Raw genomic sequence first — 26,425 nt, 5'->3', positions numbered from 1 at the left:
GGGCTTTATTGACCGCTCAATACCCGGGCGGGATCGATGCGGCTTGCACGCCGCGCCGGATACCAGCTCGCCAGCAGACTCAGCAGCTGCGCTGTCGCCAGCACGCTGGTCACATCCACCCAGTGCAGCTCGGTGGGCAGAAAATCGATAAAATAGATATCGCCGGACAATAACCGGTGACCCAGCACCCGCTCCAGCCCCTTTACCAGCGTGGTCAGATTGAGCGCCATCAGCACGCCGACTGCCACGCCGCAAACGCTGCCCGTCAAGCCCGCCAGCAGGCCATACCAAATAAAAATAGCACGGGTCAGCCCGTCTTTTGCCCCCAGCGTGCGTAAAATCGCGAGGTCGGCGCTTTTATCCTTCACCGCCATCACCAGCGTAGAAACGATATTAAAACAGGCGACACCTATCACCAATACCATTGCCAGGTACATGATGGCGCGAATCATTTGAATATCGCGGTACATATAGCCGTAGGTGCCGATCCAGCTGCGAATTTTGACGTAGGCGTTGGTGACCTCCTCGCCCGCATCGCGCACCAGCTTGTTAGCGTTAAAGACATCTCTGACCTTGATGGCGATGCCGCCCACATCCTCGCCGCGCTGCAAATAGCGCTGGGCGTCCGCCAGAGGCACCATCGCAAAACTGTGATCCAGCTGACCGTTCAGCGCCAAAACGCCGCTGACCTGCAAGCGGATACGTTTTGGCTGCAGCAGCTTTTGCGGGTCGCTGTTGGGGATCATCACCGTCAGCCAGTCGCCGGGCTTGACTTTAAGCGTATCGGCTACCCCTTTCCCCACGATGATTTGCTGTTGACCGGCCTGAAAACGCGCCCAGGCATTATCCTGAACATAGCGCGGCAGCGCGCTTAACCGCATTTCCAGGGCCAGGTCGACACCTTTGACCTGTATTGCCTGCAACTTATCGTCACGTTCGACCAGGCCGGTGAAATTCAGATAAGGCGCGGCAGCGAGGATACCCGGCACCTGTTCAATGCGTTTTAACACCCCCTGCCAATCGGCAAACGGCGGATCCACCGGCTCGATTTCCCCGTGCGGCACGACCGCCAATATACGGTTATTCAGTTCGCGCTCGAACCCGTTCATGGCGCTGAGGCCGATAATCAGGACCGCCACGCCGAGAGCAATACCAATGGTGGAGATAACCGAGATTAACGACACCATACCGCCCCGCCGCCGCCCGCGGCTGAAGCGAAGCGCGATCTGTAACGACAGCGGCATCGTCATTGCGCGGCTCCCAGCAGCGCGCCGTCGCGCATTTCCAACTGCCGATGTAGCCGCTTCGCTAATTGAAGGTCATGGGTCACGACCAGAAAAGCGGTGCCTTGGCGCATATTCAGCTCGCCCAGGAGTTCAAAAATACTGTCGGCATTGCGCTGGTCCAGATTGCCGGTTGGTTCGTCGGCCAGCACCAGCGCCGGATGATTCACCAGCGCGCGGGCGATCGCCACCCGCTGCCGCTCGCCGCCGGACAGTTCGGCCGGTCGATGATGGCCTCGTTTCTCAAGGCCCACCGCCGCCAGCATTTCCCGCGCCGTTTCCTGTGCCTGTGCTGGACGAGCGCCGCCAATCAGCAGCGGCATCGCCACATTTTCCAGTGCGGTGAAGTCCGGCAGCAAATGATGGAATTGATAAATAAACCCCAGCCGCCGATTGCGCACCATGGCGCGCGCAGCCGATGAGAGCTTGTTCAGCTGCTGTCCTTCAAATATCACCTCGCCGCCGGTCGGTTCATCCAGTCCACCCAGCAGGTGTAACAAGGTGCTTTTACCGGAACCGGAACTGCCGACAATCGCCATCATCTCGCCGCGCTCTAGCATGAAACTGACGTTACGTAACACGTAGGTGTAAAGCTTACCTTCCTGATAACGTTTGCTGAGTCGGGAACAGTGTAACAAAGGAGTCTCATTCATAGCGTAAAGCCTCAGCGGGATGAACGGCGGCAGCGCGCCAGGAAGGATATATTGTCGAAAGCAGCGCCACGACCATGGCCGATAGCGCGATGATCGTCACCTGCAGCGGTTCGATAGCGACCGGCAGCGCGGCGCCGTCAAGCAGCACCCCGAGTACCGGCATCAGCCGGTTCAGCTGGCTGGCCAGTAAAACCCCCAGCCCAGTCCCCAATAACGCACCGACAATACCGGCGCTGGCCCCCTGTGCGATAAACACCAGCATCACCTGCCGGCGGGTCAGCCCCTGAGTTTGCAGAATCGCTACCTCGGCCTGTTTTTCCATCACCAGCAGTCCGAGCGAGGTGATAATATTGAACGCCGCCACCGCGACGATAAGGCTTAACAGCAGGCCCATCATGTTTTTTTCCATCCGCACGGCCTGGAACAGCTCGCCCTTACGTTCGCGCCAGTCATGCCACACCAGCCCGTCCGGCAGCGGCCGGGCGCTTAATTCATCTACCGCCAGCGGCTGCTGCAGCCATAAGCGCCAGCCGGTGATATAGCCGGCCGGATAACGCATCAGGCGCGACGCATCCTGCTGATTGACCAGCAGTTGATAGCCATCCACCTCACTATTGGCGACGAAGGTGCCTACCACGGTAAAGAGCCGCTGGCTGGGAATCCGGCCCATCGGCGTGAATTGACTGGCGCCGGGTACCATCAGCCGCACTGCGTCGCCACGTTTGACACCGAGCGCCGCGGCCAGCTCATCGCCCAGGATCACCCGGTATTGTCCGGCCACGAGGTAGTCCTGACGCGTGTCCACCAGATAATGCGACAAGGGTTCGGGATCGGTCGGGTTTACGCCGAACATAACGCCGACCGCCACGCTACGCGCGCTTTGCAGCACCACATCACCGGTGGTCAGCGGCGCCACGTGCGTCACGCCCGCAAGCGCGTCTGGCACCGAGGCCGGAATACGTTTAGGATCTAGGCGCCCCTCGGGGCTGGTCAACAGCGCCTGAGGCATCAACCCGAGAATATTGCTCTCCAGTTCACGCTCGAAACCGTTCATCACCGATAATACGGTCACCAACGCCATGACGCCAAGCGTGATGCCGATGGTGGAGAGCCAGGAGACAAAACGGCCGAAGCGGTCTGCTGCCCGCCCGCGCATATAGCGCAGGCCAATATATAATACGACAGGTTGATACATTGATTTCCGTCTGGATGTAGTTGCGAAAGCGAAGTGATCAAGGATAATAAAGGGTCGTATGGCATTATGGAACCATTAAGCGCCGTTGTGGCCGGCTTTTATTCCTGAAAGCGCGCATTTTTTAGCCATTGCCCCCGCCGCCGCGGCATTTCACCGCAGGCTGTGCTGCGATGTCCCCGTGATGTGAGAAAAGAGATTTATCATTGGCTATGTCAGAACGCGATCGTTACACCTTACCTACCCAAGCCGGCAAGAAGCTGATCCTGGGTCAGCTTACTGGCGCCGCCGTCGCCGTCGAATGCGCCGCCATCGTCGACCGCTATTCGGGACCTGTGCTGCTCATCACCACCGACATGCAAAGCGCGCTGCGGCTGCACGATGAGATCCTGCAATTTACCCATCACCCGGTATTGACCCTGCCGGACTGGGAAACCCTGCCCTACGACAGCTTTTCTCCCCATCAGGAAATTATTTCCGACAGGATCGCCACCCTCTACCGGCTGCCTTCGCTTGCGCGCGGCGTCATTATCCTGCCGGTGAATACCTTAATGCAGCGGGTTTGCCCGCACACCTTTTTGCATCGCCACACGCTGTTGATGACCAAAGGCCAGCGTCTGTCCCGGGACACGTTGCGCGCACAGTTGGAGCAGGCCGGCTATCGCAGCGTCGATCAGGTGCTGGAGCACGGTGAATTCGCCACCCGCGGCGCGCTACTGGATCTTTATCCCATGGGTAGCGAAGAGCCTTACCGCATCGATTTTTTTGACGATGAGATAGACAGCCTGCGCATTTTCGATGTCGATACCCAGCGCACATTGCAGGAAATGGCCTCCATCAATTTGCTGCCGGCGCACGAATTCCCCACCGACAAAGCCGCCATAGAGCTGTTTCGCAGCCAGTGGCGCGAGCAGTTCGACGTGCGCCGCGACGCCGAGCACATTTACCAACAGGTGAGCAAAGGGACGCTGCCGGCCGGCATCGAATACTGGCAGCCGCTGTTTTTCAGCGAGCCGCTGGTGCCGCTGTTCAGCTATCTGCCGGCGGATACGCTGGTGGTCAATACCGGTGATCTTGAGGCCGGCGCCGGCCGCTTTTGGGACGACGCCTGCGCGCGGTTCGACAACCGTCGCGTGGATCCCATGCGCCCGCTGCTGCCGCCTGAAACGCTCTGGCTGCGGGTGGATAATCTGTTTGCCGAACTTAAACGCTGGCCGCGCGTGCAGCTCAGCACGCAAACACTGCCGGAGAAAGCCGGCCACTACAATATGGATTACCGGCCGCTGCCGGATTTGGCGGTAGAGGCGCAGAGCAAAGCGCCCATGGATAAGCTGCGCCGGTTTTGCGAGCAGTTTGACGGTCCGGTGATTTTCTCGGTGGAAAGCGAGGGGCGGCGGGAAACCCTGAGCGAGCTGCTGGCGCGGGTGAAAATTCTGCCTACGCTGATAAACCGGCTGGAGGACGCCGCCGCACCGGGCGCTTATTATCTCATCATCGGCGCCAGCGAGCGCGGCTTTATCGATGCCCCCCGCGCGCGCGCGCTGATTTGCGAAGGTGATCTGCTGGGCGAACGGGTCAGCTGCCGCCGGCAGGATAATCGCCGCATCATTAACGCCTATACCTTAATTCGCAATCTGGCCGAACTGCATGAAGGCCAGCCGGTAGTCCATCTGGAACACGGCGTCGGCCGCTACGCCGGCATGACCACGCTGGAGGCGGGCAGTATCAAGGCTGAGTATTTGATCCTCACCTATGCCTGTAATGACAAGCTGTATGTTCCGGTCTCCTCCCTGCACCTTATCAGCCGCTACGCCGGCGGCGCTGATGAAAACGCGCCGCTGCACAAGCTCGGCGGCGACGCCTGGACGCGGGCGCGGCAAAAAGCAGCCGAGCGGGTGCGGGACGTGGCTGCGGAGCTTCTGGACATTTATGCCCAGCGTGCGGCGAAAAGCGGCTTTGCCTTCCGCCACAATCGGGAAAATTACCAGCTGTTTTGCGAAGGATTTCCCTTTGAGCCCACCGTAGATCAGAGCCAGGCGATTAACGCGGTCCTGAGCGACATGTGCCAACCGCTGTCCATGGACCGCCTGATTTGCGGCGATGTCGGCTTCGGCAAAACGGAAGTGGCGATGCGCGCCGCTTTTCTGGCAATCGAAAACCACAAACAGGTGGCCGTGCTGGTGCCGACCACATTGCTGGCACAGCAGCATTTCGACAATTTCCGCGACAGGTTCGCCAACTGGCCGGTGCGTATCGAGATGATTTCTCGTTTCCGCAGCGCCCGGGATCAGGCGCAGGTGCTGGAACAGACCGCCGAGGGCAAAGTGGATATTCTGATCGGCACTCATAAACTCCTGCAAAGCGATGTCAAATGGCACGATTTGGGTTTGCTCATCGTCGACGAAGAGCACCGCTTCGGCGTGCGCCACAAGGAGCGCATCAAAGCGATGCGTGCCGGTGTCGATATCCTGACCCTGACCGCCACGCCTATCCCGCGCACGTTAAATATGGCGATGAGCGGCATGCGCGATCTGTCGATTATCGCCACCCCGCCGGCGCGACGGCTGACGGTGAAAACCTTTGTGCGCCAATACGACGCTCTGGTGGTGCGTGAAGCCATCCTGCGCGAGGTACTGCGCGGCGGCCAGGTCTATTATCTTTATAACGATGTGGAAAATATTGAGAAAGCCGCCCGTTGCCTGGAAACGCTGGTGCCCGAGGCGCGTATCGCCATCGGCCACGGTCAGCTGCGCGAACGTGAATTGGAACGGGTGATGAATGATTTCCATCATCAACGTTTTAATGTGCTGGTGTGTACTACCATCATCGAAACCGGTATCGACATCGCCAATGCCAATACCATTATCATAGAGCGGGCGGATCATTTCGGCTTAGCGCAGTTACATCAATTGCGCGGCCGGGTCGGCCGCTCGCACCATCAGGCTTACGCCTACCTGCTGACCCCGCCGCCGAAAGCACTAAGCCAGGATGCCCATAAACGGCTGGAGGCGATCGCTTCGCTGGAGGATCTTGGCGCCGGCTTCGCGCTGGCGACGCACGATCTGGAAATTCGCGGCGCCGGCGAGCTACTGGGGGAAGATCAAAGCGGCCAAATGGAAACGATTGGCTTTTCCTTGTATATGGATCTTTTGGAAAGCGCAGTAGACGCTCTTAAAGCCGGCCGCGAACCCTCGCTGGAAGATCTCACCCGCCAACTGACCGAGGTGGAACTGCGGATGCCCGCGCTGCTGCCGGAAGAGTATATCCCCGACGTCAACACCCGCCTGTCGCTGTATAAACGTATTGCCATCGCCGCCGACGATCGTGAAATCGAAGACCTGAAAGTGGAGCTCATTGATCGCTTCGGTTTACTGCCCGATCCGGCACGCTATTTGCTGGCGATAGCCGGCCTGCGGCAGCGGGCGCAAAGTCTGGGGATCCGGCGTATCGAGGGCAACGATAAAGGGGGCTTTATCGAATTCAGCGCCACCAATCGCGTCGATACTGTCTATCTTATTGGTCTGCTCACGAGCGAGCCGGGGACTTATCGGCTAGACGGACCGACCCGCTTGAAGTTCATCTGCGACCTGGCGGACCGCACGACTCGACTGCAGTATGTCGACGGGCTGTTGCGGGAATTGCAGCAGCATACGCTGAGCACTTAACATGAGCAAACGCCGCGCCAGGGTGGCACACCCGACGCGGCGTTACAGAGTTTGATGGCGGCTATGGCTGCGGTGGCAAACCGCAGCCTGGCAACGTTAGGCCTGGTCGTTCAGCACCAGTTGACCGTTGTGGTCCAGGGGAATTTTCGTGCCCGGATCATGGTCCATGCGGATTTTGCCTTGCTGATCGCCAATTTTATACGTGACGTCATAGCCCAGCAGTTTTTGCGATTTATCATACACCGTCTGGCAACGCTGGCGGTTGGTGGTATACGTATCACGATCCTGCAGGTTGCCCTGGACCTGATTGCCCGCATAGCCACCCGCCAGCGCGCCGGCTACAGTTGCGACATCCCTGCCCCGCCCGCCGCCGAACTGATGGCCGAGGACCCCGCCGGCCACGGCGCCTAATACCGAACCGGCGATTTTGTTCTCGTCCTGCACCGGGCGGCGGTGGGTCACAGTGACCGTACGGCACTCCTGACGCGGCGTTTTAATCGTTTCATTGATGGGCGATGCCGTGACGACCTGGGCGTATTTCGGGCTGGAGGAAAACACGTCCAGCCCCGCTACCGCCGCGATACCCGACGCAGCGGCAATACCGATGCCGACGCCTGCCAATAATGATTTATTCACGGGAGAACCTCCTGACAATTATCATGCACCCGCTAACGGTGAACGAACGCATAACCCCCGCTTCCTTTTGACCGCAAGCGTAACCCGAGCCTTGGCGCTCCTCCCGGACGGCAAGCGTGGCACCCCCGGGATAACTCAAAGTCTGCCCAAGGAAAGCGTTAGCGGCAATAAGATTAAGGGCGAAAAAAAGCTACTCTGTCGGCACTTCAGCCGTTTTGGGATGATTCCTAACCCTTTAAAGCGTAATGACGCTATTTCCTGCTGCTAAGGGGCGGGCGCATAGCAGGCTGTGACTTGCCGGCGGCGAATGCATATCACCCGTCGGCCCGGGTGTGAGCAGAAAAATCGGCATATCGTCAGCAGGTGCAGGCTTAGGGCCTGCCGCCCGTACAGCGGGGAATGGCGGCGAGACGGCGAATCGGCACGCGAAAACGGCACCGGCGCGCTTGAAGTTGTTCGAGCGGGAATGACTCCCCCGGCCATTGGCGCTATAAGGCCGGCGAGACAACTAGCGCGTCTGACCGCGCGTCGCCATTAATGCAGTTTGAGGTGGGGCCGGATCACGCGGTTGATTCTGCCCACCAACATAATCAGGCCGGTTTTAATGTAACCATGCAGCGCAATTTGGTGCATACGATAGAGCGAAATGTAAACTGCGCGGGCAATGCGCCCTTCTATCATCATCGAACCGCGCATCAGGTTGCCCATCAGACTGCCAACGGTGCTAAAACGTGACAACGACACCAGCGAACCATGATCTTTGTAGTTATAGGCCTTCAACGGTTGCCCGCGCAACAGCGCCAGAATGTTACCGTGGGCGCGCGAGGCCATTTGATGCGCCGCCTGGGCACGCGGCGGCACCACTCCGCCGGAAGGCATCGCGCAGGACGCGCAATCGCCGATAGCAAAAATAGCCGGGTCGAGCGTGGTCTGCAGCGTCGGCTCAACCACCAGTTGATTAATGCGATTGGTTTCCAGACCGGCGATATCCCTCATGAAATCCGGTGCTTTGATGCCGGCGGCCCAGACCATCAATTCGGCCTGAAGATATTCGCCATCCTTGGTATGCAGTCCGCCCGCATCGGCGCTGGTGACCATGGTTTTGGTCAACACTCTGACGCCCAGCTTGGTCAACTCCTGATGCGCGGCGGCGGAGATCCGCGGCGGCAGAGCAGGCAAAATACGTTCGCCCGCCTCGACCAGCGTGACGTTCAATGCCTGATTGTCGAGTCTTTTGAAGCCATAGCTATGCAATTGCTGAACCGCATTGTGCAACTCGGCCGATAATTCGACACCAGTTGCGCCGCCGCCGACAATGGCAATATTCACTTTCCCTCCCTGGTCGCCCTGAGCGGAAAATTTCAAAAACAGATTAAGCATTTCATTATGGAAACGCTGCGCCTGACACGGATTGTCGAGGAAAATGCAATGTTCTTTGACGCCGGCCGTACAGAAATCATTCGAGGTACTCCCAAGCGCCATCACCAAAATGTCATAATCCAGCCGGCGGGCGGGCATCAACAGCGTTCCCTGATCGTCGTGGATTTCATCCAGCAGCACTTGTTGCTGCTCACGATCAATGTCGCTCATGCTGCCGAGCTGAAACTGGAAAGCGTGATTGCAGGCATGGGCCATATAGCTGAGGGCATCGACCCCCTCATCCAGCGAGCCGGTGGCCACCTCATGCAGCAACGGTTTCCAAAGGTGGCTATGATTGCGATCCACAAGCGTCACCTTGGCTCGTTTGCGCCGTCCCAGCTTACGTCCCAGACTGGTCGCTAGTTCCAAACCGCCGGCGCCGCCGCCGATAATCACAATGTTCTTCAGTGGTGTAGTCAAAATACCCCCTAAATGTAAACCAGTCGTTAACTAAGCGTGAATAAAAAATATCCTTATATAATATTTGGTTATATCTTAATGCGCTCTTGGCACCAGAATACCACGAGGGGGTCATTTGGTCATACCAAAATTGATATGAATCAATTTTTTCGGCCTGTTTCTAGGGCCGCCGTCGTCTGCCGTGGGGCCCTAGCTTAATGCTTTAAAGGCCTGCAAACGCTGTAGATACGGAGAAATATTTTTAAATTTATGGCCTTCGTGCTCTCATCCCAGATAATTTCATAGAAAGGAGAAAGCAGCGCTGCGATTTACGTCCAGCACATCACCCTGGCGCGACAGGAGAACCAGACAGCGATCGCGATTTTTTTCGAGAAAATTGTCCACGCATTTGGTGGCTATATCCACATACTCCTCAGGTCGGTCAATTTTACCCGGCATATTCTCCTGTGGAAAAAGATTGGGATTGAAGATCACCTGGCGCATGTCACATAAAAAACCGATCCGTTTGGCCCAGAATCCGCCCAGACCTACACCGCAGATAAGCGGCCGCTCGTCGTCGGTCAATTGTTGCATTTTGTCCACTTCTTTGAGCAGATGCTGCATATCGTGACGAGGATGGCGGGTGCTGTAACTGATAAGCCGCACATCGGGATCGATAAACTGCAGTTGCAGCACTTTTTCGTGATTGCCTGGACTGGTGGCATCAAAACCATGCAGATAAATAATCATCGTTTTCCTCTTCCTTTGGGTTCGACGGCGCGGGGCGGCAAACGCAACATTCAGGTTACAACTCCTGCCGCCCCACAATATTGATCGATGACAGATTCTCTCGTCTAAAGAGCCGGCCGGCAGCCAAGGCAACCAAAGTCCACAGCACCGCGCCAACGGCAACACGCCACCCACCGCATGTCCTTTCGCCTATGTGCGACAAGGTCCGTGCCAATGTCATGTCAATGCCGGACCACTCGGGCCGTAAACGTTTCCCGGCATCAGACTGGGAGATAAGCCGCCCAGAGTCAGAGAAGAAGGCTTTAAAAATGTTCCATGGCAATAAGAATTGTCACAGCGCTTAATTCGTGGAAGACGTTACTCCGTTCGAGATAATAAAGGGCACACGCCTGAATATCAGTAATAATATTTTGTGCCAACACGTCATATTCAATCGGGGTAGGAAAACAGTGGCTCACTCTAGTAAAGCATTTAATATAATGCGTCAGCTGATGGTAACCATTAGGATAATTTTTTTATTTTTGCCAAAACAACCTCGGTCAATGTCAGATATCGTTTTTCGTTGTTTGATAACACCAACCGGCCGCAAATATATCCCCTCTGCGCTTCTCGTTTGCCTGTTTTCTTTAAGGAGATTCGGCGTTCAATCCACTTTTAGCGCCGAGGCGAATCACGTACAGGTATGCAGTAATTAACGCAATAGTATCTTTACCTTTCTTACAGCCTGTTAGTGTCCTGCGCAATGAATGTCATGAGTTGTAATAACTCAATAAGCGCTGCGTTAAATAATATTTTTCTCCCACCAAGCGTGTAGACTTATTCTTTTAAACAGGAGATTTTCATGCAAAGGATCACGATATCACTGCTATTTATCCTTGTTTGTTTAACCTGGGGAACGACCTGGCTTGCCATAAAAATTGCGGTGGAAACCATTACCACCATTATTTGCGACCGGCATGCGTTTCATGGCCGCCTCGCCGCTGCTTATTATTATGGCTTGGGTGACCCGTGCGCCATTACTTTTTTCTCGCGGCCAACATCTTTTTCAATGTGCCGTGACGGTATTTTATTTCGCTATTCCGTTTTCGCTGATGATTTACGGTGAGCAAACCGTGAGTTCCGGGCTGGCGTCGGTGATTTTCGCCAACATGCCGGTGGCGGTGCTTATCGCCTCACTGCTGCTTTTGAAGGAAAAAACCTGCAGACTACAGATACTGGGATTAGTGCTGGCCATTGCCTCGCTGACCGTGGTTCTGCGAAGCGAAGGAGACCAACCGCTGCCACTGGCAGGGCGCCCTGACCCCTGCTCGCCGTACTGATCATGCATGCGATTATGTATACACTTTGCAAGCAGCGAGGCGGTGCTGACCTTCAATGCACTACCTTGCACCGCCGCGGGTCTAGCATTAATAGTTGTCGGTTGGTTCCTTGAGCACCCCTGCTGGCAAGATTTTTCTCCCGGCTCGATAGGGGTAACGCTCTATTTCGGCATGGTGGCGGGGGTGCTTGGTATCCTGTGTTATTTTGCGCTACAGAAGAAAGCCAGCGCCTTCCAGGCTTCCACGGTTTTCTTGGTCTTTCCGGTTATCACGCTGTTGCTTGAAAACGCCCTTTATGGCTATACGCTGTCGCCGGTTTCGCTCCTGCTGCTGTTGCCGCTCAGCGCCGGGATTTTATTGACGCTGCTGTCGCAACGCCATGCCACGTCTGAACGCCGGTGATCGACATGTTAGACTAAGAAACCAGCGAGAAAGCCGCTTTCCGGCAAGCGGAGGATGACGATTGCGCAAGCGCACAATGCAATGCGCTTAGTCCGGTAGATTAAAATAGCGGCGCAGCGGCGCCGCCAGGGCGATAAAATCGCGATTACCGCTCTGGTGCCAGCGCGTCTCATACCATAGCAGCATCAAATAATTGACCCAGGGGATCCAGGCATCAACCTGCCAACGCAAACGACAGTAAGCAAGACCCGGCATTTGCCGCACATAGTCGGCCAGCACCCGCTCACGGGCTGCCACCGGCAACCTATTGCCGCAAAACATTGCCGCCAGCTCCAACGCCACATCGCCATCGCCGGCATACTCCCAGTCGATCAGCGCCAAAGATCCGTCCGCCTGCTGCAGCACATTGCCTTGATGCACATCCATATGCAACAGCGCCTGACGCAGGATCGCCGGCGGCCGCCGGTGTAAAAATCGCCGCTGCAACCTCAACCAGGCCGGCGAACGACGTGCCGGATCGCTGCTCTGCCAATAACGCGCATAGCGCGCCGGCAGATCTAACGGATAGCCGCTGCGCCGGCGTTGATGCAGCGCCGCCAGCGTCGCCGCCAAGGTGCCCACCGTCAGCGCGTGCCACCAGTCTTGATCGTCCAAGGACTCGCCAGGCAGCCAGTCCGCCAGCAGCCAGCCGGCGCGGGTACCCCGCGGACGCGGCGCCAGACCGCTGCCGTTTAGACCGCGCAACAGGCGGAACTCTCGACGCCGATTGACGCTCAGCTGCGTTTTCTGCCCGCTGGTGCCGCGCGCCAGCACATCAAATCCGGCCCCCTGCAGCCGCCAGCTTTCGCCGGTCAGGCCGCTGACCAACTGAGGATCGATCCCCTCCGTCAGCGCGGACGGCAGGCAATGCGCCAGCGCCAACCGCAGGCCGGCATCAATCCTGAGCAACGCCGTTACCGGACCAGATAATCTCGCCGGTTTGCACCAGCATCAGTTGAAGATCGAGCGTCGGCTGCTTCACGTCGCCGGCGGCGGCGCTATAAAGCACATATTGCGCGTTAAGATAGCGCGCCAGCCCCACCGCTTTGCTGCGCGATTCCAGACTGTCGTCCGCAGAAAGTCCCAGCATCTGGCGTGCCGCGTTCAATTGGTTAGCGCCGACGACCTGAAATTTCCCGCCGGCGTCCGTAATCAGGCGGGTGAGCGCCGCCGTGGCTTTACCGGTCTGCACGCTGCCGTTGGTGGTATTTTTCATGGTGTTGACCAGCAGCACGCTGCCGTCGTTGATTCCCTCTACCGCCAGCATCTGCTGCACCAAAGGCGACAGGCTGGCCTGCCAGTCTATGGTCTTGATTTTTGGCGGCATGGGCACCGGTTCGCTAGTGGCCGGCGGTGGCGGCTGTACCGAAACCGTAACCGGGGGCGGAACGGGTTCGATGGGCGCCGGCGGCGACGCGGGCTTTCGGGAGGTACAGCTTGCCAGTACCAGCGCCGCGAGGACGATTAAGGCTCTCTTTTTCATTGTAGACTCGACGTTGACCCTTTATTGCAAAGACAAATAGAGACGGACGTGTTTCGCCTCCGGATTACCATTCACCGCTTGCACTCGCGCTTCACCGTTAGGCGGTACGATAAGCGTGCGCGTGGCGGCGAAAGGAATAACATCCAATCCCTGCGCATCGTACCAGTAGAAACGGTAATGCACGGTGACCGGCGCGGGATGATCATTACTGAGGAGACTATAGGCGCTAAGGCGCCCCCGATCGGTAGTAAGCGACGGTGGCGCGGCGGTAATGCCGGCGCTGAGCACCGACGGATCCATTACCAGCGATTGCTGGTTATTGATGATCAGGATGGGATCGCCGCTGCTGCCGCTACAGCCGGCGAGCAGCGATAGCGCCACTACCCAGGGTGCTAAACGCATGTTTTTCCCCAACGCATCAGGCCACCAGCGGTCCAAGCGGTTTACCGCCCAAAAGATGCATATGCAAATGATAAACTTCCTGGCCGCCGTGACGGTTGCAATTCACGATCAACCGGTAGCCCTCCTCGTCGATGCCCTCTTGTAGGGCGATTTTCGCCGCGACGGTGAACAAGCGCCCCAGCGCTGCTTCATCGTCGGCAGTGACATCATTGGCAGTGGGGATGAGTACGTTAGTGACAATCAAAATATGGCTGGGCGCCTTGGGGCTGATGTCGCGAAAAGCGGTAACCAAATCGTCCTGATAGAGAATATCAGCGGGAATTTCCCGGCGGATAATTTTACTGAAAATGTTTTCTTCGGCCATGACGGCGTTCCTTGTTTCCTGACTGGTTGGTAACGGGAGTATGAGTGAGGAGCTCCCTGCTTTTCAACCGGCCGCATCATTAAAATAAATTCGTTAAACGGACAGTGGCGACGTGGACGTATTAACCATAGCAAACAAGGAGGAGTTTGCCTCCTTGTGCCGGATAAAATTTGCCGCCTCGGGCGAACATGGCTTCACCGTGGCGCAGCCTGCATGCCCGGCGCGGGTTATACAGCTTGCCGCAAATAGTCATCCATTTCGGTTTTCAAATTATCCGATTGGGTACCAAAAATCGCCTGTACGCCGGAACCTACCACGACCACACACCGGGCGCCCAACTGTTTCAGACCGGCCTGATCTACTTTCGCCACATCCGCCACGCTGATGCGCAACCGGGTGATACAGGCTTCAAGACTGGTGATATTGGCTTTGCCGCCGAAAGCCCTCACCAGCGCCGCGGCCCGTTCGCTGCCACTCTGGGATAGCGACTCAACGACCGCGACATCGCGCCCCGGCGTGTTTAAATTCAGCTTTACGATAAGCAGGTGGAACAGACTGTAATACACCAGACCATACGCTATCCCCACCAGCGGAAACAGCCAGATTCGGCTACTGTTGCCGCTGAAAACGACAAAATCGATTAGCCTATGGGAAAAACTGGTGCCGTCGCGCATTCCGAGCAGAATACACAACGGGAACGCCAGCCCGGCCAGCAAGGCGTGAATGACATACAACACCGGCGCCACCAACATAAAGGAGAACTCGATTGGCTCGGTAATACCGGTCAAAAAGGCGATCAACGCGGCGGAAATCATGATACCGCCGACGCGGGCGCGGTTTTCCGGCCGGGCGGTGTGCCAAATAGCGATGGCCGCGGCCGGCAGGCCATACATTTTAAACAAAAAACCGCCCGAGAGCTTGCCGGCGGTAGGATCGCCCGCAATATAACGAGTAATATCACTATGAAAAACCTGACCGGAGGCATTGGTGAATTCGCCCACCTGCATCTGAAAGGGAACATTCCAGATATGGTGCAGGCTAAACGGCACCAGCGCCCGCTCCACCACGCCATAAATCGCGAAGGCCACCATCGGATTCTGGTAGGCGGCCCAATGGGAAAATCCCGGATAGCGGCGCCAATGGGCAGCCAAATAAACGATAGCGCCAGGCCGACCAGAATCGCCAACAGACCGGAGATAATCGGCACAAAGCGTTCACCGGCAAAGAAACCGAGATATTCCGGCAGCTTGATGCGGTAGAAGCGGTTAAACATCGACGCAGCGATAGCCCCGGCGATAATCCCCCCCAAACCCCCGTATCCGCCAGATGTTTGACGGCGACCTCGTCTGTGGTCAAATGCAGAATTAACGGCGCCACGACGGCGATAGTTTTTACCATAATACCGTAGGCCACCGCCTCCGCCATGACATCCGAGACAACGGCCGGTAGCCAGCTAAATTCGGCGGAGCCTACCCCCAGCAAAATGCCGGCGACGGGCAACACAGACACCGGCAGTATTAGCGATTTACCGATTTTTTGCAGGTGAGCGAATGCATTCTGCAACATGATTTTTTCACTCCTGAATCAGAATCGTGGTACATCAGACACCGCGCCGGGAGCAAACCGGCGCTGGAGCCTGTGGATAGACGTTATTACCCTGAAAAAGAAAGCGCCTGGGCTCAACCGGCGTTGTAGACCTGTATCAGGTCACTATATTTACGACGACGACGTGCGCGATGGCGGGCAACAGCAGATACACGCGCGGGCGCCGCGCTGCCGGACATTTGCCGTCCGGTCCACGCGGGCATAGTTGTGCGAAATAGTAATTATATTTATATAATAATAATGTAATTAATTTATATCAGCTGGCATCGAGGTAGGGCTGCATGTCGACGTGGAACAAACGACCGAAATTGGCGGTGGTAGCGGCCGCCAACTGCGTTAGGGAGACCCCTTTCAGCGTCGCCATATACTCCGCCACATCACGCACGTAAGCCGGCTGATTCTCTTTGCCGCGGTAAGGCACCGGCGCCAGATAGGGAGAGTCGGTTTCCACCAGTAGCCGATCCAGAGGAACAAAGCGCGCCGCCTCGCGCAGCGCCTCGGCATTGCGGAAAGTGACAATCCCGGAGAACGAGATGTAAAAGCCCAGGTCCAACAGCGCTTTGGCCGTCGCGCGGTCTTCAGTGAAACAGTGCAATACGCCGCCGCATTCATGGGCCTGCTCCTCACGGAGAATGGCCAGCGTGTCTTCGCGCGCGCTGCGGGTGTGCACGATTACCGGCTTATTCAGCGCGCGCCCCACGCGAATATGTTCGCGGAACACAGCCTGCTGCTCCTTGTTATCCTGCTGATAATAATAATCCAAGCCAGTTTCACCGAGCGCCACCACGCACTCCCCCGCCGCCAGACTCCGCAGTTCGGCGAAATCGTAAGGCTCATCGAGATTCAGGGGATGGATGCCGCAGGAAAACAGCACATCATCGCGGCGGCCTATCATTGCCGTCATGGCATGGAAGCCGGGGAGCGTAGTACATACCGCCAGCATCAACTTCACATCGCGCGCGCGGGCCTTGTCGGCGACATCCGCCACATCCCGGTGCAGCGTTTGGTAATCCAGGCCATCAAGATGGCAGTGGGAATCGACTAGAAACATAGTTCAACCTTTTTTCTACATCATAAGGAAACGCGGGCGTCCGCTACTCCCTGCTCCCAATTGAGCAAGTAGTGGGTTAGCAAGAGTTCGCGATTGACGCCGCTTATCTCCTGCCACTGGCGCAGGCATTGCAGCCACAGTTGCCACTGCGCGTGCAGTACCCCGGCCGGCCAGCGCGCGGCCAGCGCGGCCACCAGCTCCGCTCTGTCGGCGTTGACCAGAGAGGCCTGCGCACCCTGCTGCCATTTCAGCGCATCAGTCAGCAGGCTGAGTAGCCAGTACAGCGGCCCATCATCTTTTTTATACCAGTTCAGCACAGGCAAGAGCGTTAAAAAGTCGCCGCTGACGTGGGCCTCGTACAGCGCCGCACACAGCGCCAGCCGCTCCTGCCATCGCCCCGGCTGAAGTAACGCTTCCGCCGCCAGCGGCGCGTTAGCGCACAGCCGCAGCGCGGTGCAAGCGGACAGTGGATCGTCAAAACCCGCCTGTCGTAACCAGCGCAGACCCAGCGCCTCATCCGGGGCCGGCAGCGGCCAATAGAGACAGCGGCTTCTGAGCGTCGGCAACAGGCGCGATGGTGTCTGGCAGCCCAGCAGAAAATAGGTATCGGTCGGCGGCTCTTCCAGGGTTTTCAATAGCGCGTTGGCCGCCTGCTCGGTAAGCAGCTCGGCGTGGGGCAGCCATACCACTTTTACCCCGCCCTGACGGGCGCGGCCATACACGCTGTCGATAATGGCGCGAATGTTATCCACCCCCAGACTTTGGCGGCCTTTTTCGGGCTCCGGCTGATAAAAGTCAGGATGGTTGCCGGCCATCATCAGCCGGCAGCTGTGGCAAACGCCGCAACTCTTGCTACCGTCCGGCTGCCGGCACATCAGCCAGCGGCTCAGCGCATAGCATAACGGCGCCTCGCCGTTGCCTGGCTGGCTGTGCAACAGCAAAGCATGATGCCCACTCGCCTGCTGGTAGCGCGCCAGGATCTGCCGATAGGGGCCGTTTAGCCAGGGATACCATTTCATGGCGATGGCGCCTGGGCCCGCAACCATTGCGTCAGTTGATGACGAAGCGCGGCGCTCACCGCGGCGAGCGGCTGGCTGGCGTCAAGGGTGACCATCCGATCGTCCGCCGCCGCCAGCGCCTGATAACGCGCGCGGGTGCGGTCGAAGAACGCCAGCGATTCCACCTCGATGCGATCCAGCTCGCCGCGGGCGCGGGCTCGGGCCAAACCGAGCGCCGGGGGGATATCCAGGTACAGCGTCAAATCGGGACGAAAATCCCCCAGTACCGCATCACGCAGGGTTTGCAACAGGCGCGCATCCATACCGCGTCCCCCACCTTGATAAGCCTGGGAGGAAAGATCGTGGCGGTCGCCCACTACCCAGGCGCCTCGAGCCAGCGCCGGCTTGATAACGCCTTCCACCAGCTGTACCCGCGCGGCGTAAAGCATGAGCAGTTCTGCACGGTCGGTCACAGGCTCCTCGCCCACCCCATCTTTGATAAGCGTACGCAGCGCCTCTGCCAGCGGCGTACCGCCCGGCTCGCGGGTAAAAACGACATCGCGAATACCCTGCTCCCGCAGGACGTCAACCACCTGCGCAATGGCGCTGGTTTTGCCGGAGCCTTCCAGGCCTTCAATCACGATGAATTTACTGTTCATGGTTTTCCTTTGCATTTTGCCGCTGCCGATATTGCTGCACCGCCTGGTTATGGCTCGCCAGATTGGTGGAAAAAATATGGCCGCCGCGCCCATCGGCGACGAAATAGAGATAGGCGCTCTTCTCCGGATGCGCGGCGGCTTCGAGGGAAGCCTGGCCGGGCATCGCAATCGGCGTCGGCGGCAACCCGGTAATGATATAGGTATTATACGGTGTTGGCGTGGTTAAATCCTGCCGCGTGATCGTACCGCGAAAATCGTCGCCCATACCGTAAATCACCGTCGGATCCGTCTGTAATTTCATCCCGGTACGCAGCCGGTTGATAAACACCGACGCCACCCGCGCCCGTTCCTCTTTCACCCCTGTTTCTTTCTCAACGATAGAGGCCATGGTCAACAGCGCCTGCGGCGACGTGTAAGGCAACCCTTCGGCCCGTCCCTTCCAGATTTCCGCCAGCGTGGTCTTCATGCGCTGGTGGGCGCGCTTGAGAATCGCACTGTCGGGGGTATTGGCGGTATACAGATAGGTATCGGGATAGAATTGCCCCTCCAGCACGCTATCCACCGGTTCCCCCCATTTTGCAGCCAACGTTTGCGGCGTGACGCCCTGCAGTTCGTGTTTCAGATAGGGAGCCTGTGCAAGCATGCCCAGCCATTCTTTAAGCGTTGACCCTTCAATAAAGCGGATGGCAAACTGCGCTTCTTTGCCACTAACCAGCAGCCGCAGAAGATCACGCACCGTCATTCCCGGCTTCAGCCGATAGGTACCGGCCTTTACCGGCGCGAGCTTCGGCTCAAGCTCCATCAGCCAGGGCAGCCAGCCGACATGCCGCGCCAAATGCTGCTGGCGCAGCAGCTTTTCCAGGCCGTCGCGGCCGGTGCCGGCCGGCAGGGTAAAAATCGTTTCCTGCTTGAGTAGCAAGGGCTCGGCGGCGAAGTGTTTTAACCGCAGCAGGCAACCAACGGCCAGCCCAAGCAGCAACAGCGGCACCATGATCAGAGGCCGTTTCATTTTCATCGTTTACTTTTATTTCCCTTCCAATCTCTCTGGCCTGCCAAACGGCGGCCACAATAACGTCTTTTCGGCCCGACGCCCCTCAACACAGCGGGTAAAGCTGCAAGTACAGGGTTCTATCGGCATAGTGCCGTTCGTCTATCGCTTTGACCGGCACTATCGGCAACAGCGCGTTGGTGATGAACACCTCGTCCGCCGTAGCCAGATCCTCGGGACCGACGGCGACCTCAGCGAGCGCATAGCCTAACGCCTGCAGCAACGACATAACGTGACGACGCATCACACCCGCTACGCCTGCGTAGTGCAGCGCGGGCGTAAACACGTCCTGCCCCCGGCGCCAAAAGAGATTGGCGCTGGCGCACTCCACCACCACACCTTCGCTATCCAGCACCAGCGCTTCATCCGCGTCGTAGCGCTCCAGATGGGCGCGGATCAGCACCTGCTCAAGCCGATTATTATGTTTGATACCGGCCAGCAGCGGATTTCGCGCCAGACGTACCGGGCTTTGACGTAACCGCACCCCGTCCTGGCGCCAGCGGGGATAATGTGCCGGCGCAGGCGAGCGCGAAACGATACGCACCGGCGCGCCACAGCCGCTAATGCTATAGCCCCGACCGCCGCTACCGCGGCTTATCAACGCTTTGAGGACACCATCGCCGCCGACCCCTGCCGCCGTCAGCATTTCCCGGCGCAGGGCGTCGGCATCGAATGGCGCGAACAGTAACCGCTGCGCCGCCAAGTCCAGTCGTTCGAGATGCCAGGCCAACAAGGGGATATCGCCATCCAGCACCCGGGCGGTGGTGAAAAAACCGTCGCCAAAATGTATCGTACGATCGGTGGGCGGCAATTGTGCCTGCGGAATCCCGTTGATCCAATACATTTCGCCTCCTGTGGGCCGGTCGCAGGATAGTAAAAAAATGGCCCGTTAACGGGCCATTAGACAGCATGTTACGATTATATCGCGCGGAACACCAGCGAGCCGTTGGTACCGCCAAAGCCGAACGAGTTGCACAAGGTATAATACATTCCCTTCACCTGGCGAGCCTCTTTCGGCACATAGTCCAGATCGCAGCCCTCGTCGGGGTTATCCAGGTTGATGGTCGGTGGAATCGCCTGATCGCGCAACGCCAACACGCTGAAGATCGCCTCGATAGCGCCGGCCGCCCCAAGCAGATGACCTGTCATCGATTTCGTCGAACTTACCATCACTTTGCCCGCATGCTCGGCGAAGACCGCCTTCACCGCCTGGGTTTCCGCTTTATCGCCGGCGGGCGTCGAGGTGCCGTGCGCATTGATGTAGGCGACCTGTGCCGGCGTTATGCCCGCATCACGCAGCGCATTGATCATTGAGCGCGCGGCGCCAGCGCCGTCGTCCGGCGGCGAGGTCATATGGTAAGCATCGCTGCTCATGCCAAACCCGACCACTTCGGCGTAAATTTTCGCGCCGCGCCGTTTGGCGTGCTCGTACTCCTCCAGCACCATGACGCCCGCGCCGTCGCCCAGCACGAAACCATCACGATCGCGATCCCAGGGCCGGCTTGCGGTCTCAGGGCTCTCGTTGCGGGTCGACAACGCCCGTGCAGCGCCAAAGCCGCCGACGCCAAGCGGCGTGCTGCCTTTTTCGGCGCCCCCTGCCAGCATGACGTCCGCATCGTCATAAGCGATAATACGCGCCGCATGTCCGATATTATGCACCCCGGTAGTACAGGCGGTGGCAATGGAAATGCTGGGGCCACGCAGGCCGCACATGATGGACAAATGACCGGCCACCATATTGACGATGGTCGAGGGCACGAAAAACGGACTGATTTTACGCGGTCCACCGTTGACCAGCGCGGTATGATTCTCTTCAATCAACCCGAGGCCGCCAATACCCGAACCGATGGCCGCACCGATACGATTGGCATTGTCTTCAGTCACGACCAAGCCGGAGTCCTGCATTGCCTGGAGGCCTGCAGCAACGCCATACTGGATGAAGGCATCCATCTTGCGAGCTTCTTTACGCGACAGATAATCTTCAGAATTAAAATTTTTAACTAAGCCTGCAAAACGTGTTGCATAGGCAGTAGTATCAAAATGGTCGATCAGGCCGATGCCACTCTGTCCGGCAAGGAGCACGCTCCACGTAGATTCTACGGTATTGCCGACAGGAGACAACATGCCAAGTCCGGTCACAACTACTTGACGCTTAGACACGTTTGTCCTCCAGGGAGGGAAAATAGTTTACTGTGGGACTAAAAAACTTAGGCGGTCGAGTGACCGCCTAGGGATGTTCGCTTACTGCTGGCTTGCCTGAATAAAATCAATTGCTGCCTGAACAGTAGTGATTTTTTCAGCTTCCTCGTCCGGAATTTCGGTATCGAACTCTTCTTCCAGCGCCATAACCAGCTCAACGGTGTCAAGAGAGTCAGCGCCGAGGTCGTCAACGAAAGAAGCATTATTAACGACTTCTTCTTTCTTAACGCCCAGTTGCTCAGCAATGATTGCCTTAACGCTTTCTTCGATAGTGCTCATACTCTTAAATTTCCTATCAAAACTCGCTTACGCGATGGTTTTCGTAGTGTATAAAATGTTGAAAAAGATGCAACTCAATCCCGGCTGGTCGAACCACGATTTTATGCTATTTTGCGGTTTTTACCACAAATAACGCAAATGATTTTCGTGCTTTTTACAGCATATACATGCCGCCATTGACATGTATTGTTTCGCCGGTAATATATGCTGCCTCCTCAGAGGCGAAAAAAGCGACAGCAATGGCGATTTCTTTCGGATAGCCAAGACGGTTTGCCGGAATCTGGGACAAAATGCCCGCACGATGCTCATCTGTCAACGCTTCGGTCATATCGGTCGCGATAAATCCCGGCGCTACCACGTTGACCGTAATGCCGCGCGAGGCGACTTCACGGGCCAGCGATTTACTAAACCCTACCAGGCCCGCCTTGGCGGCAGCATAATTTGCCTGCCCGGCATTACCAATGGCGCCCACAACAGAACCGATGGTAATTATTCTGCCATAGCGCTTTTTCATCATGGCCCGCATTACCGCTTTCGACATGCGGAATACGGACGTCAGATTAGTATCAAGAATAGACTGCCATTCGTCTTCTTTCATGCGCATCAGCAGATTATCACGCGTAATACCTGCATTATTCACTAAAATATCCGCGTCGCCAAATTCCGCGCGCATTTTTTCTAAAAAAGCGTCGATTGAAGCGTTATTCGAAACGTCCAATTCCATTCCTTTGCCGCTATCGCCCAGATAGGCGCTGATGGCGGCAGCACCCGATTCACTGGTAGCGGTACCAATCACCGTTGCGCCTCGCGCTGCGAGCATTTCCGCGATTGCGCGGCCGATGCCGCGGCTGGCGCCGGTCACCAACGCGATTTTACCTTCTAAACTCATCTGTAACCCCAATTTTAGTGTTCGATCGCGGCGGCCAGCGAGGCAAGATCATTCACCTCCGCGCCCGACAGGTTGCCATCAATTCGTTTGGTCAGGCCGGTTAGCACTTTACCGGGACCGATTTCCAGCAACACCTCTACGCCCTGGGACGCAAGGTATTCCACGCTTTCGGTCCAGCGCACCGGGCTGTATAGCTGACGCACCAGCGCCTGGCGGATGGCCGTCGAATGCTGCTCCGCGCGCACATCCACATTGTTAATCACCGGGATCTGAGGCGCGGCGAATGTTACCGCTTCCAGCGCCTGCGCCAATTTTTCCGCAGCGGGCTTCATCAACGCACAATGGGATGGCACGCTGACCGGCAGCGGCAACGCGCGCTTGGCCCCGGCTTCCTTACAAGCCAGACCGGCACGCTCCACCGCTTCTTTATGCCCGGCGATAACCACCTGGCCCGGAGAATTGAAGTTAACCGGCGACACCACCTGCCCTTGGGCCGCCTGTTCACAGGCGGCGGCGATAGCATCGCTATCCAGACCGATAATAGCGGACATCGCACCGGTACCGGCCGGCACCGCGTCCTGCATCAACTTGCCGCGCAGCGCCACCAGAGCGATTGCCGCGGCGAAATCCAGACTGCCTGCGCACACCAGCGCGGAATACTCGCCCAGACTGTGGCCGGCCATAAGCGCCGGCACCTGCCCGCCCTGCTGCTGCCAGACGCGCCAGATAGCGACCGACGATGCCAATAATGCCGGCTGAGTCACCCAGGTTTTGTTCAGCTCTTCAGCCGGGCCTTGCTGCACCCGCTGCCATAAATCATAACCCAGGACGGCGGAAGATTCGGCAAATGTCGCCTCGACCACCGCGTGGTCTGCCGCCAGCTCCGTCAACATACCTACCGTCTGGGAACCCTGTCCTGGAAATACCATGGCGAAAACAGTCATTCTTTTTCTTCCTGTCGATTAAAACCGTAGCAGCGCTGAACCCCAGGTGAAACCGCCACCAAATGCTTCGAGCAGCACCAGATGTCCTGGCTGAATGCGGCCGTCGCGCACTGCTTCGTCCAGCGCCAGCGGCACGGAAGCGGCAGAGGTATTACCGTGCCGGTCAAGGGTGACGACCACTTTTTCCATGCCCATTCCCAGGCGTTTAGCGGTGGCGGTAATAATGCGCAGATTAGCCTGATGGGGCACCAGCCAGTCCAGCTCACTGCGGTCTAGCCCGTTGGCGCTGAGCGTTTCGTCGACGATATGCGCCAGTTCGGTCACCGCCACCTTGAACACTTCATTGCCCGACATTGTCAGGTAAGCGGACGCGGCCGGATCGAGACGATTATGGTACGGAAGCGTCAGCAAATCGCCATAGTGGCCATCGGCGTGCAGGTGTGTGGAGATGATGCCAGGCTCAGCGGAACGTCCGAGCACCGCCGCACCCGCACCATCGCCAAACAGAATCAGCGTTCCGCGATCCTCAGGATCCAGGGTATGGCTTAACGCATCAGAGCCGACCACCAGAGCGTATTCGACCGCGCCGTTTTTAATGTAGTTGTCCGCCACGCTCAGCGCATAGGAAAAACCGGCGCAGGCTGCTGCCAAATCGAAAGCGATGCAGTCATTGATGCCCAGCTCACGCTGAATCTGGCAGGCTGAACTTGGAAAAGCATGGCTCGACGATGTGGTGGCGACAATGATCATGCCAACTTTCTGCACCGCGATGCCGGCCATAGTCAGCGCTTGTTCAGCGGCATCACGCCCCATACTGGAGACGGTTTCATCGGCCCTGGCGATACGGCGTTCGCGAATACCGGTGCGAGTGACGATCCACTCATCAGACGTATCCACCATTTTTTCCAGATCGGCGTTGGACCGGATATGCGCCGGAAGATAGCTCCCGGTGCCGAGAATCTTTGTAAACATGTACGCTTAATCACTCTTGGGTAGTACCGCATCCAGGCGTGCGGCGATCCGCTCCGGGATCTGCCGCTCCACCGCTTGCATTGCCTGTTCAATAGCGGCGGTAAACGCGCGCTGGTTGGCCGCACCGTGACTTTTGATAACGGTACCGCGCAAACCTATCAGGCAAGCGCCATTGTATTGGTCGGGATTCAGCTGACCGAATTGACGCATTAGGCGACGTTTCATCCATCGCTTGACCCATTGCATCAGCCAACCCTGCCTGCCGCTTTCCCCAGAGGATTTCAGCAATGACAGAAAAACTCTTATCACCCCTTCCATAGTCTTTAATGTGACGTTACCAACAAAACCGTCACAGACCAGGACATCGGTTTTCCCCGTCAATAATTCATTGGCTTCAAGATAGCCGATATAATTAATTGACTGAACATCCCGTAACAGTACCGCCGCGTGCTGAATCGGATCGAGGCCCTTGGTTTCTTCCTCACCGATGTTCAACAACGCCACACGCGGGTTAGTGACCCCCACGATATGCTCCGCCATCACCGAGCCCATCACGGCGAATTGAGCCAGCATCGCCCCATCGCAGGCGACGTTGGCGCCTAAATCCAGCACGACCGTTTTACCCTGCTTTTTATGGGGTAGAACCACCATCAGCGCCGGCCGTTCAATACCGTCCAGGGGTTTTAGAACCAGCTTCGCCAGCCCCATCAGCGCGCCGGTATTGCCGGCGCTGACGCAGGCCTGGGCACGACCGTCCCTGATAAGCTCCAGCGCAACGCGCATGGAGGTGCCGCGGCTTGCCCTTATGGCCTGCGACGGTTTAGCGTCACTGGTAATAACCGATTCAGCGGGAATGACCGTTAATCGCTCAAGCAGAACGGAATCGGTTTTTACCAGTAAAGAATGTATCGCTGCAGGATTGCCGACAAGCAGCAGCTCAAGTTGCGGATATGAGACCAGTGCCTGCAAAGCTGCAGGCACCGTCACGGCGGGACCGAAGTCGCCGCCCATAGCATCTAACGCAAGGGTTAGACGTCTCAATGGATCGCCTTAGGAATTACTTGGCGATAACTTTACGACCGCGGTAGAAACCGTCGGCAGTGATGTGGTGGCGCAGGTGGGTTTCACCGGAAGCTTTGTCCACTGATACAGTGGAGGTGGTCAGCGCGTCGTGAGAACGGCGCATACCACGTTTGGAACGGGTGGGTTTGTTTTGTTGTACGGCCATGGACTTACTCCTCGATTACTTATGCTTTAAACTGTCTAATACGAAAAATGGATTAGGTTTTTCCGCCTCGGCGGGTAGTTTACCAAATACCTGTTCCGTTGCGGACACTTCACAGTGTTCAGGATCATGCACCGGCGCGATAGGCAATGAAAGAATAATTTCATCTTCTATCATTGCCAACAAATCCACCTCACCAAATCCATCGACGTAGACCGCTTCGTACGCTTCCGGCAACGCCTCAGCCTGTTCGTCGCTGACGACCGGACTGAAACAAAATGTCGTGTGTACCTGATGCGAGAACGGCTGATTGCAACGCTGGCAGCGCAGGGTGACCTCTACGTCTGCATGGCCGCTAATCACCGCCAGGCGCTGGTTATCGATTGCGAACGATAACGCGGCCTCAACATCACTCTCCACACTTACCACGGATTCGGCAACACGCGTTACCTGCTCAGGCGCATAGACACCAGCATAGTCCAGGCGTTTCTGAGCGGTACGTACCACATCAATGGTCAAGGGTAATTTTACCTTTTGCATAGGGCGCGCA

Annotated in this window: 23 protein-coding genes and 3 pseudogenes; 2 read left to right on the top strand and 24 right to left on the bottom strand. The window is 57.3% G+C overall.

Translation table 11 applies throughout. From position 1 onward, the window contains the following. Positions 1 to 5: 5 nt before the first annotated feature. From lolE to lolC, 3 genes are read right to left on the bottom strand one after another with little or no spacing between them, the layout of a single operon-like run. Entirely contained in the window at positions 6 to 1,250 is a 1,245-nt protein-coding gene (gene lolE / locus SGP1_RS09255) for a lipoprotein-releasing ABC transporter permease subunit LolE (protein WP_011410938.1), read from the bottom strand. Continuing rightward, complete coding sequence (gene lolD / locus SGP1_RS09250) at positions 1,247 to 1,936, bottom strand: lipoprotein-releasing ABC transporter ATP-binding protein LolD (protein WP_011410937.1); 690 nt, start codon at positions 1,934 to 1,936, stop codon at positions 1,247 to 1,249. The genes lolE and lolD overlap by 4 nt, the downstream gene beginning before the upstream one ends. Further along, positions 1,929 to 3,131 (bottom strand): lipoprotein-releasing ABC transporter permease subunit LolC, encoded by a 1,203-nt coding sequence (gene lolC, locus SGP1_RS09245; RefSeq protein ID WP_011410936.1) that lies wholly within the window; start codon positions 3,129 to 3,131, stop codon positions 1,929 to 1,931. Before lolC ends, lolD begins: the two co-directional genes overlap by 8 nt. A 209-nt stretch (positions 3,132 to 3,340) precedes the next feature. On the opposite strand from lolC, the gene mfd reads away from it, so the two are divergent. After that, positions 3,341 to 6,793: a transcription-repair coupling factor gene (gene mfd / locus SGP1_RS09240; RefSeq protein ID WP_011410935.1), complete on the top strand. Its 3,453-nt coding sequence runs from the start codon at positions 3,341 to 3,343 to the stop codon at positions 6,791 to 6,793. Positions 6,794 to 6,889: 96 nt separating this feature from the next. Here mfd and SGP1_RS09235 read toward each other — a convergent pair whose 3' ends face one another. From SGP1_RS09235 to ycfP, 3 genes and pseudogenes are all read right to left on the bottom strand, one after another. Beyond that, a complete protein-coding gene (locus tag SGP1_RS09235) occupies positions 6,890 to 7,429 on the bottom strand; it encodes a glycine zipper 2TM domain-containing protein (RefSeq protein WP_011410934.1) in 540 nt (179 codons plus the stop codon). A 534-nt stretch (positions 7,430 to 7,963) separates the two neighbouring features. Next, the gene (locus SGP1_RS09230) at positions 7,964 to 9,268 is read right to left on the bottom strand and encodes an NAD(P)/FAD-dependent oxidoreductase (protein WP_011410933.1); all 1,305 of its coding nucleotides are present in this window, start codon (positions 9,266 to 9,268) and stop codon (positions 7,964 to 7,966) included. A gap of 189 nt (positions 9,269 to 9,457) precedes the next feature. Continuing rightward, a pseudogene (gene ycfP / locus SGP1_RS09225) lies at positions 9,458 to 9,997 on the bottom strand (alpha/beta hydrolase YcfP). Positions 9,998 to 10,838: 841 nt separating this feature from the next. Here ycfP and SGP1_RS09220 point away from each other — a divergent pair. Then, a pseudogene (locus SGP1_RS09220) lies at positions 10,839 to 11,718 on the top strand (DMT family transporter). Between the two features lie 87 nt (positions 11,719 to 11,805). Here SGP1_RS09220 and SGP1_RS09215 read toward each other — a convergent pair. The 18 genes and pseudogenes from SGP1_RS09215 to yceD form a co-directional block, all read right to left on the bottom strand. After that, on the bottom strand, positions 11,806 to 12,666 hold the full coding sequence (locus SGP1_RS09215; RefSeq protein WP_011410931.1) for a phosphotransferase: 861 nt from the start codon (positions 12,664 to 12,666) through the stop codon (positions 11,806 to 11,808). After that, a complete protein-coding gene (lpoB, locus tag SGP1_RS09210; protein ID WP_011410930.1) occupies positions 12,653 to 13,240 on the bottom strand; it encodes a penicillin-binding protein activator LpoB in 588 nt (195 codons plus the stop codon). Before lpoB ends, SGP1_RS09215 begins: the two co-directional genes overlap by 14 nt. Positions 13,241 to 13,261: 21 nt before the next feature. Further along, on the bottom strand, positions 13,262 to 13,642 hold the full coding sequence (locus SGP1_RS09205; RefSeq protein WP_041867460.1) for a YcfL family protein: 381 nt from the start codon (positions 13,640 to 13,642) through the stop codon (positions 13,262 to 13,264). 16 nt (positions 13,643 to 13,658) lie between these two features. Beyond that, the gene (hinT, locus tag SGP1_RS09200; RefSeq protein WP_011410928.1) at positions 13,659 to 14,006 is read right to left on the bottom strand and encodes a purine nucleoside phosphoramidase; all 348 of its coding nucleotides are present in this window, start codon (positions 14,004 to 14,006) and stop codon (positions 13,659 to 13,661) included. Positions 14,007 to 14,233: 227 nt separating this feature from the next. Then, a pseudogene (gene ptsG, locus SGP1_RS09195) lies at positions 14,234 to 15,572 on the bottom strand (PTS glucose transporter subunit IIBC). A gap of 295 nt (positions 15,573 to 15,867) precedes the next feature. Further along, on the bottom strand, positions 15,868 to 16,662 hold the full coding sequence (locus SGP1_RS09190; protein WP_011410927.1) for a metal-dependent hydrolase: 795 nt from the start codon (positions 16,660 to 16,662) through the stop codon (positions 15,868 to 15,870). A 20-nt stretch (positions 16,663 to 16,682) separates the two neighbouring features. After that, positions 16,683 to 17,681 (bottom strand): DNA polymerase III subunit delta', encoded by a 999-nt coding sequence (gene holB / locus SGP1_RS09185; protein WP_011410926.1) that lies wholly within the window; start codon positions 17,679 to 17,681, stop codon positions 16,683 to 16,685. Then, on the bottom strand, positions 17,678 to 18,319 hold the full coding sequence (gene tmk, locus SGP1_RS09180) for a dTMP kinase (protein ID WP_011410925.1): 642 nt from the start codon (positions 18,317 to 18,319) through the stop codon (positions 17,678 to 17,680). The genes holB and tmk overlap by 4 nt, the downstream gene beginning before the upstream one ends. Continuing rightward, a complete protein-coding gene (gene mltG, locus SGP1_RS09175) occupies positions 18,309 to 19,334 on the bottom strand; it encodes an endolytic transglycosylase MltG (protein ID WP_011410924.1) in 1,026 nt (341 codons plus the stop codon). Before mltG ends, tmk begins: the two co-directional genes overlap by 11 nt. Before the next feature lie 79 nt (positions 19,335 to 19,413). Next, entirely contained in the window at positions 19,414 to 20,211 is a 798-nt protein-coding gene (pabC, locus tag SGP1_RS09170) for an aminodeoxychorismate lyase (protein WP_011410923.1), read from the bottom strand. 74 nt (positions 20,212 to 20,285) lie between these two features. Further along, a complete protein-coding gene (gene fabF / locus SGP1_RS09165; protein WP_011410922.1) occupies positions 20,286 to 21,527 on the bottom strand; it encodes a beta-ketoacyl-ACP synthase II in 1,242 nt (413 codons plus the stop codon). Between the two features lie 81 nt (positions 21,528 to 21,608). Further along, the gene (gene acpP, locus SGP1_RS09160; protein WP_011410921.1) at positions 21,609 to 21,845 is read right to left on the bottom strand and encodes an acyl carrier protein; all 237 of its coding nucleotides are present in this window, start codon (positions 21,843 to 21,845) and stop codon (positions 21,609 to 21,611) included. Between the two features lie 154 nt (positions 21,846 to 21,999). Beyond that, the gene (gene fabG, locus SGP1_RS09155) at positions 22,000 to 22,734 is read right to left on the bottom strand and encodes a 3-oxoacyl-ACP reductase FabG (protein WP_011410920.1); all 735 of its coding nucleotides are present in this window, start codon (positions 22,732 to 22,734) and stop codon (positions 22,000 to 22,002) included. A 14-nt stretch (positions 22,735 to 22,748) separates the two neighbouring features. Continuing rightward, the gene (gene fabD, locus SGP1_RS09150; RefSeq protein WP_011410919.1) at positions 22,749 to 23,678 is read right to left on the bottom strand and encodes an ACP S-malonyltransferase; all 930 of its coding nucleotides are present in this window, start codon (positions 23,676 to 23,678) and stop codon (positions 22,749 to 22,751) included. 18 nt (positions 23,679 to 23,696) lie between these two features. Then, positions 23,697 to 24,650 (bottom strand): beta-ketoacyl-ACP synthase III, encoded by a 954-nt coding sequence (locus tag SGP1_RS09145; RefSeq protein ID WP_011410918.1) that lies wholly within the window; start codon positions 24,648 to 24,650, stop codon positions 23,697 to 23,699. A gap of 6 nt (positions 24,651 to 24,656) precedes the next feature. Next, positions 24,657 to 25,691, bottom strand: coding sequence for a phosphate acyltransferase PlsX (gene plsX, locus SGP1_RS09140; protein ID WP_011410917.1), 1,035 nt, complete (start codon positions 25,689 to 25,691; stop codon positions 24,657 to 24,659). Positions 25,692 to 25,707: 16 nt separating this feature from the next. Next, entirely contained in the window at positions 25,708 to 25,878 is a 171-nt protein-coding gene (gene rpmF / locus SGP1_RS09135; protein ID WP_011410916.1) for a 50S ribosomal protein L32, read from the bottom strand. A 15-nt stretch (positions 25,879 to 25,893) separates the two neighbouring features. Further along, a complete protein-coding gene (yceD, locus tag SGP1_RS09130) occupies positions 25,894 to 26,415 on the bottom strand; it encodes a 23S rRNA accumulation protein YceD (protein ID WP_011410915.1) in 522 nt (173 codons plus the stop codon). Positions 26,416 to 26,425 lie beyond the last annotated feature (10 nt).

The sequence above is a fragment of the Sodalis glossinidius str. 'morsitans' genome, assembly GCF_000010085.1.
Lineage (GTDB): Bacteria > Pseudomonadota > Gammaproteobacteria > Enterobacterales > Enterobacteriaceae > Sodalis > Sodalis glossinidius.
Note: the sequence above shows the minus strand (reverse complement) of the source record. Positions and strands in the feature narration are given on the sequence as shown.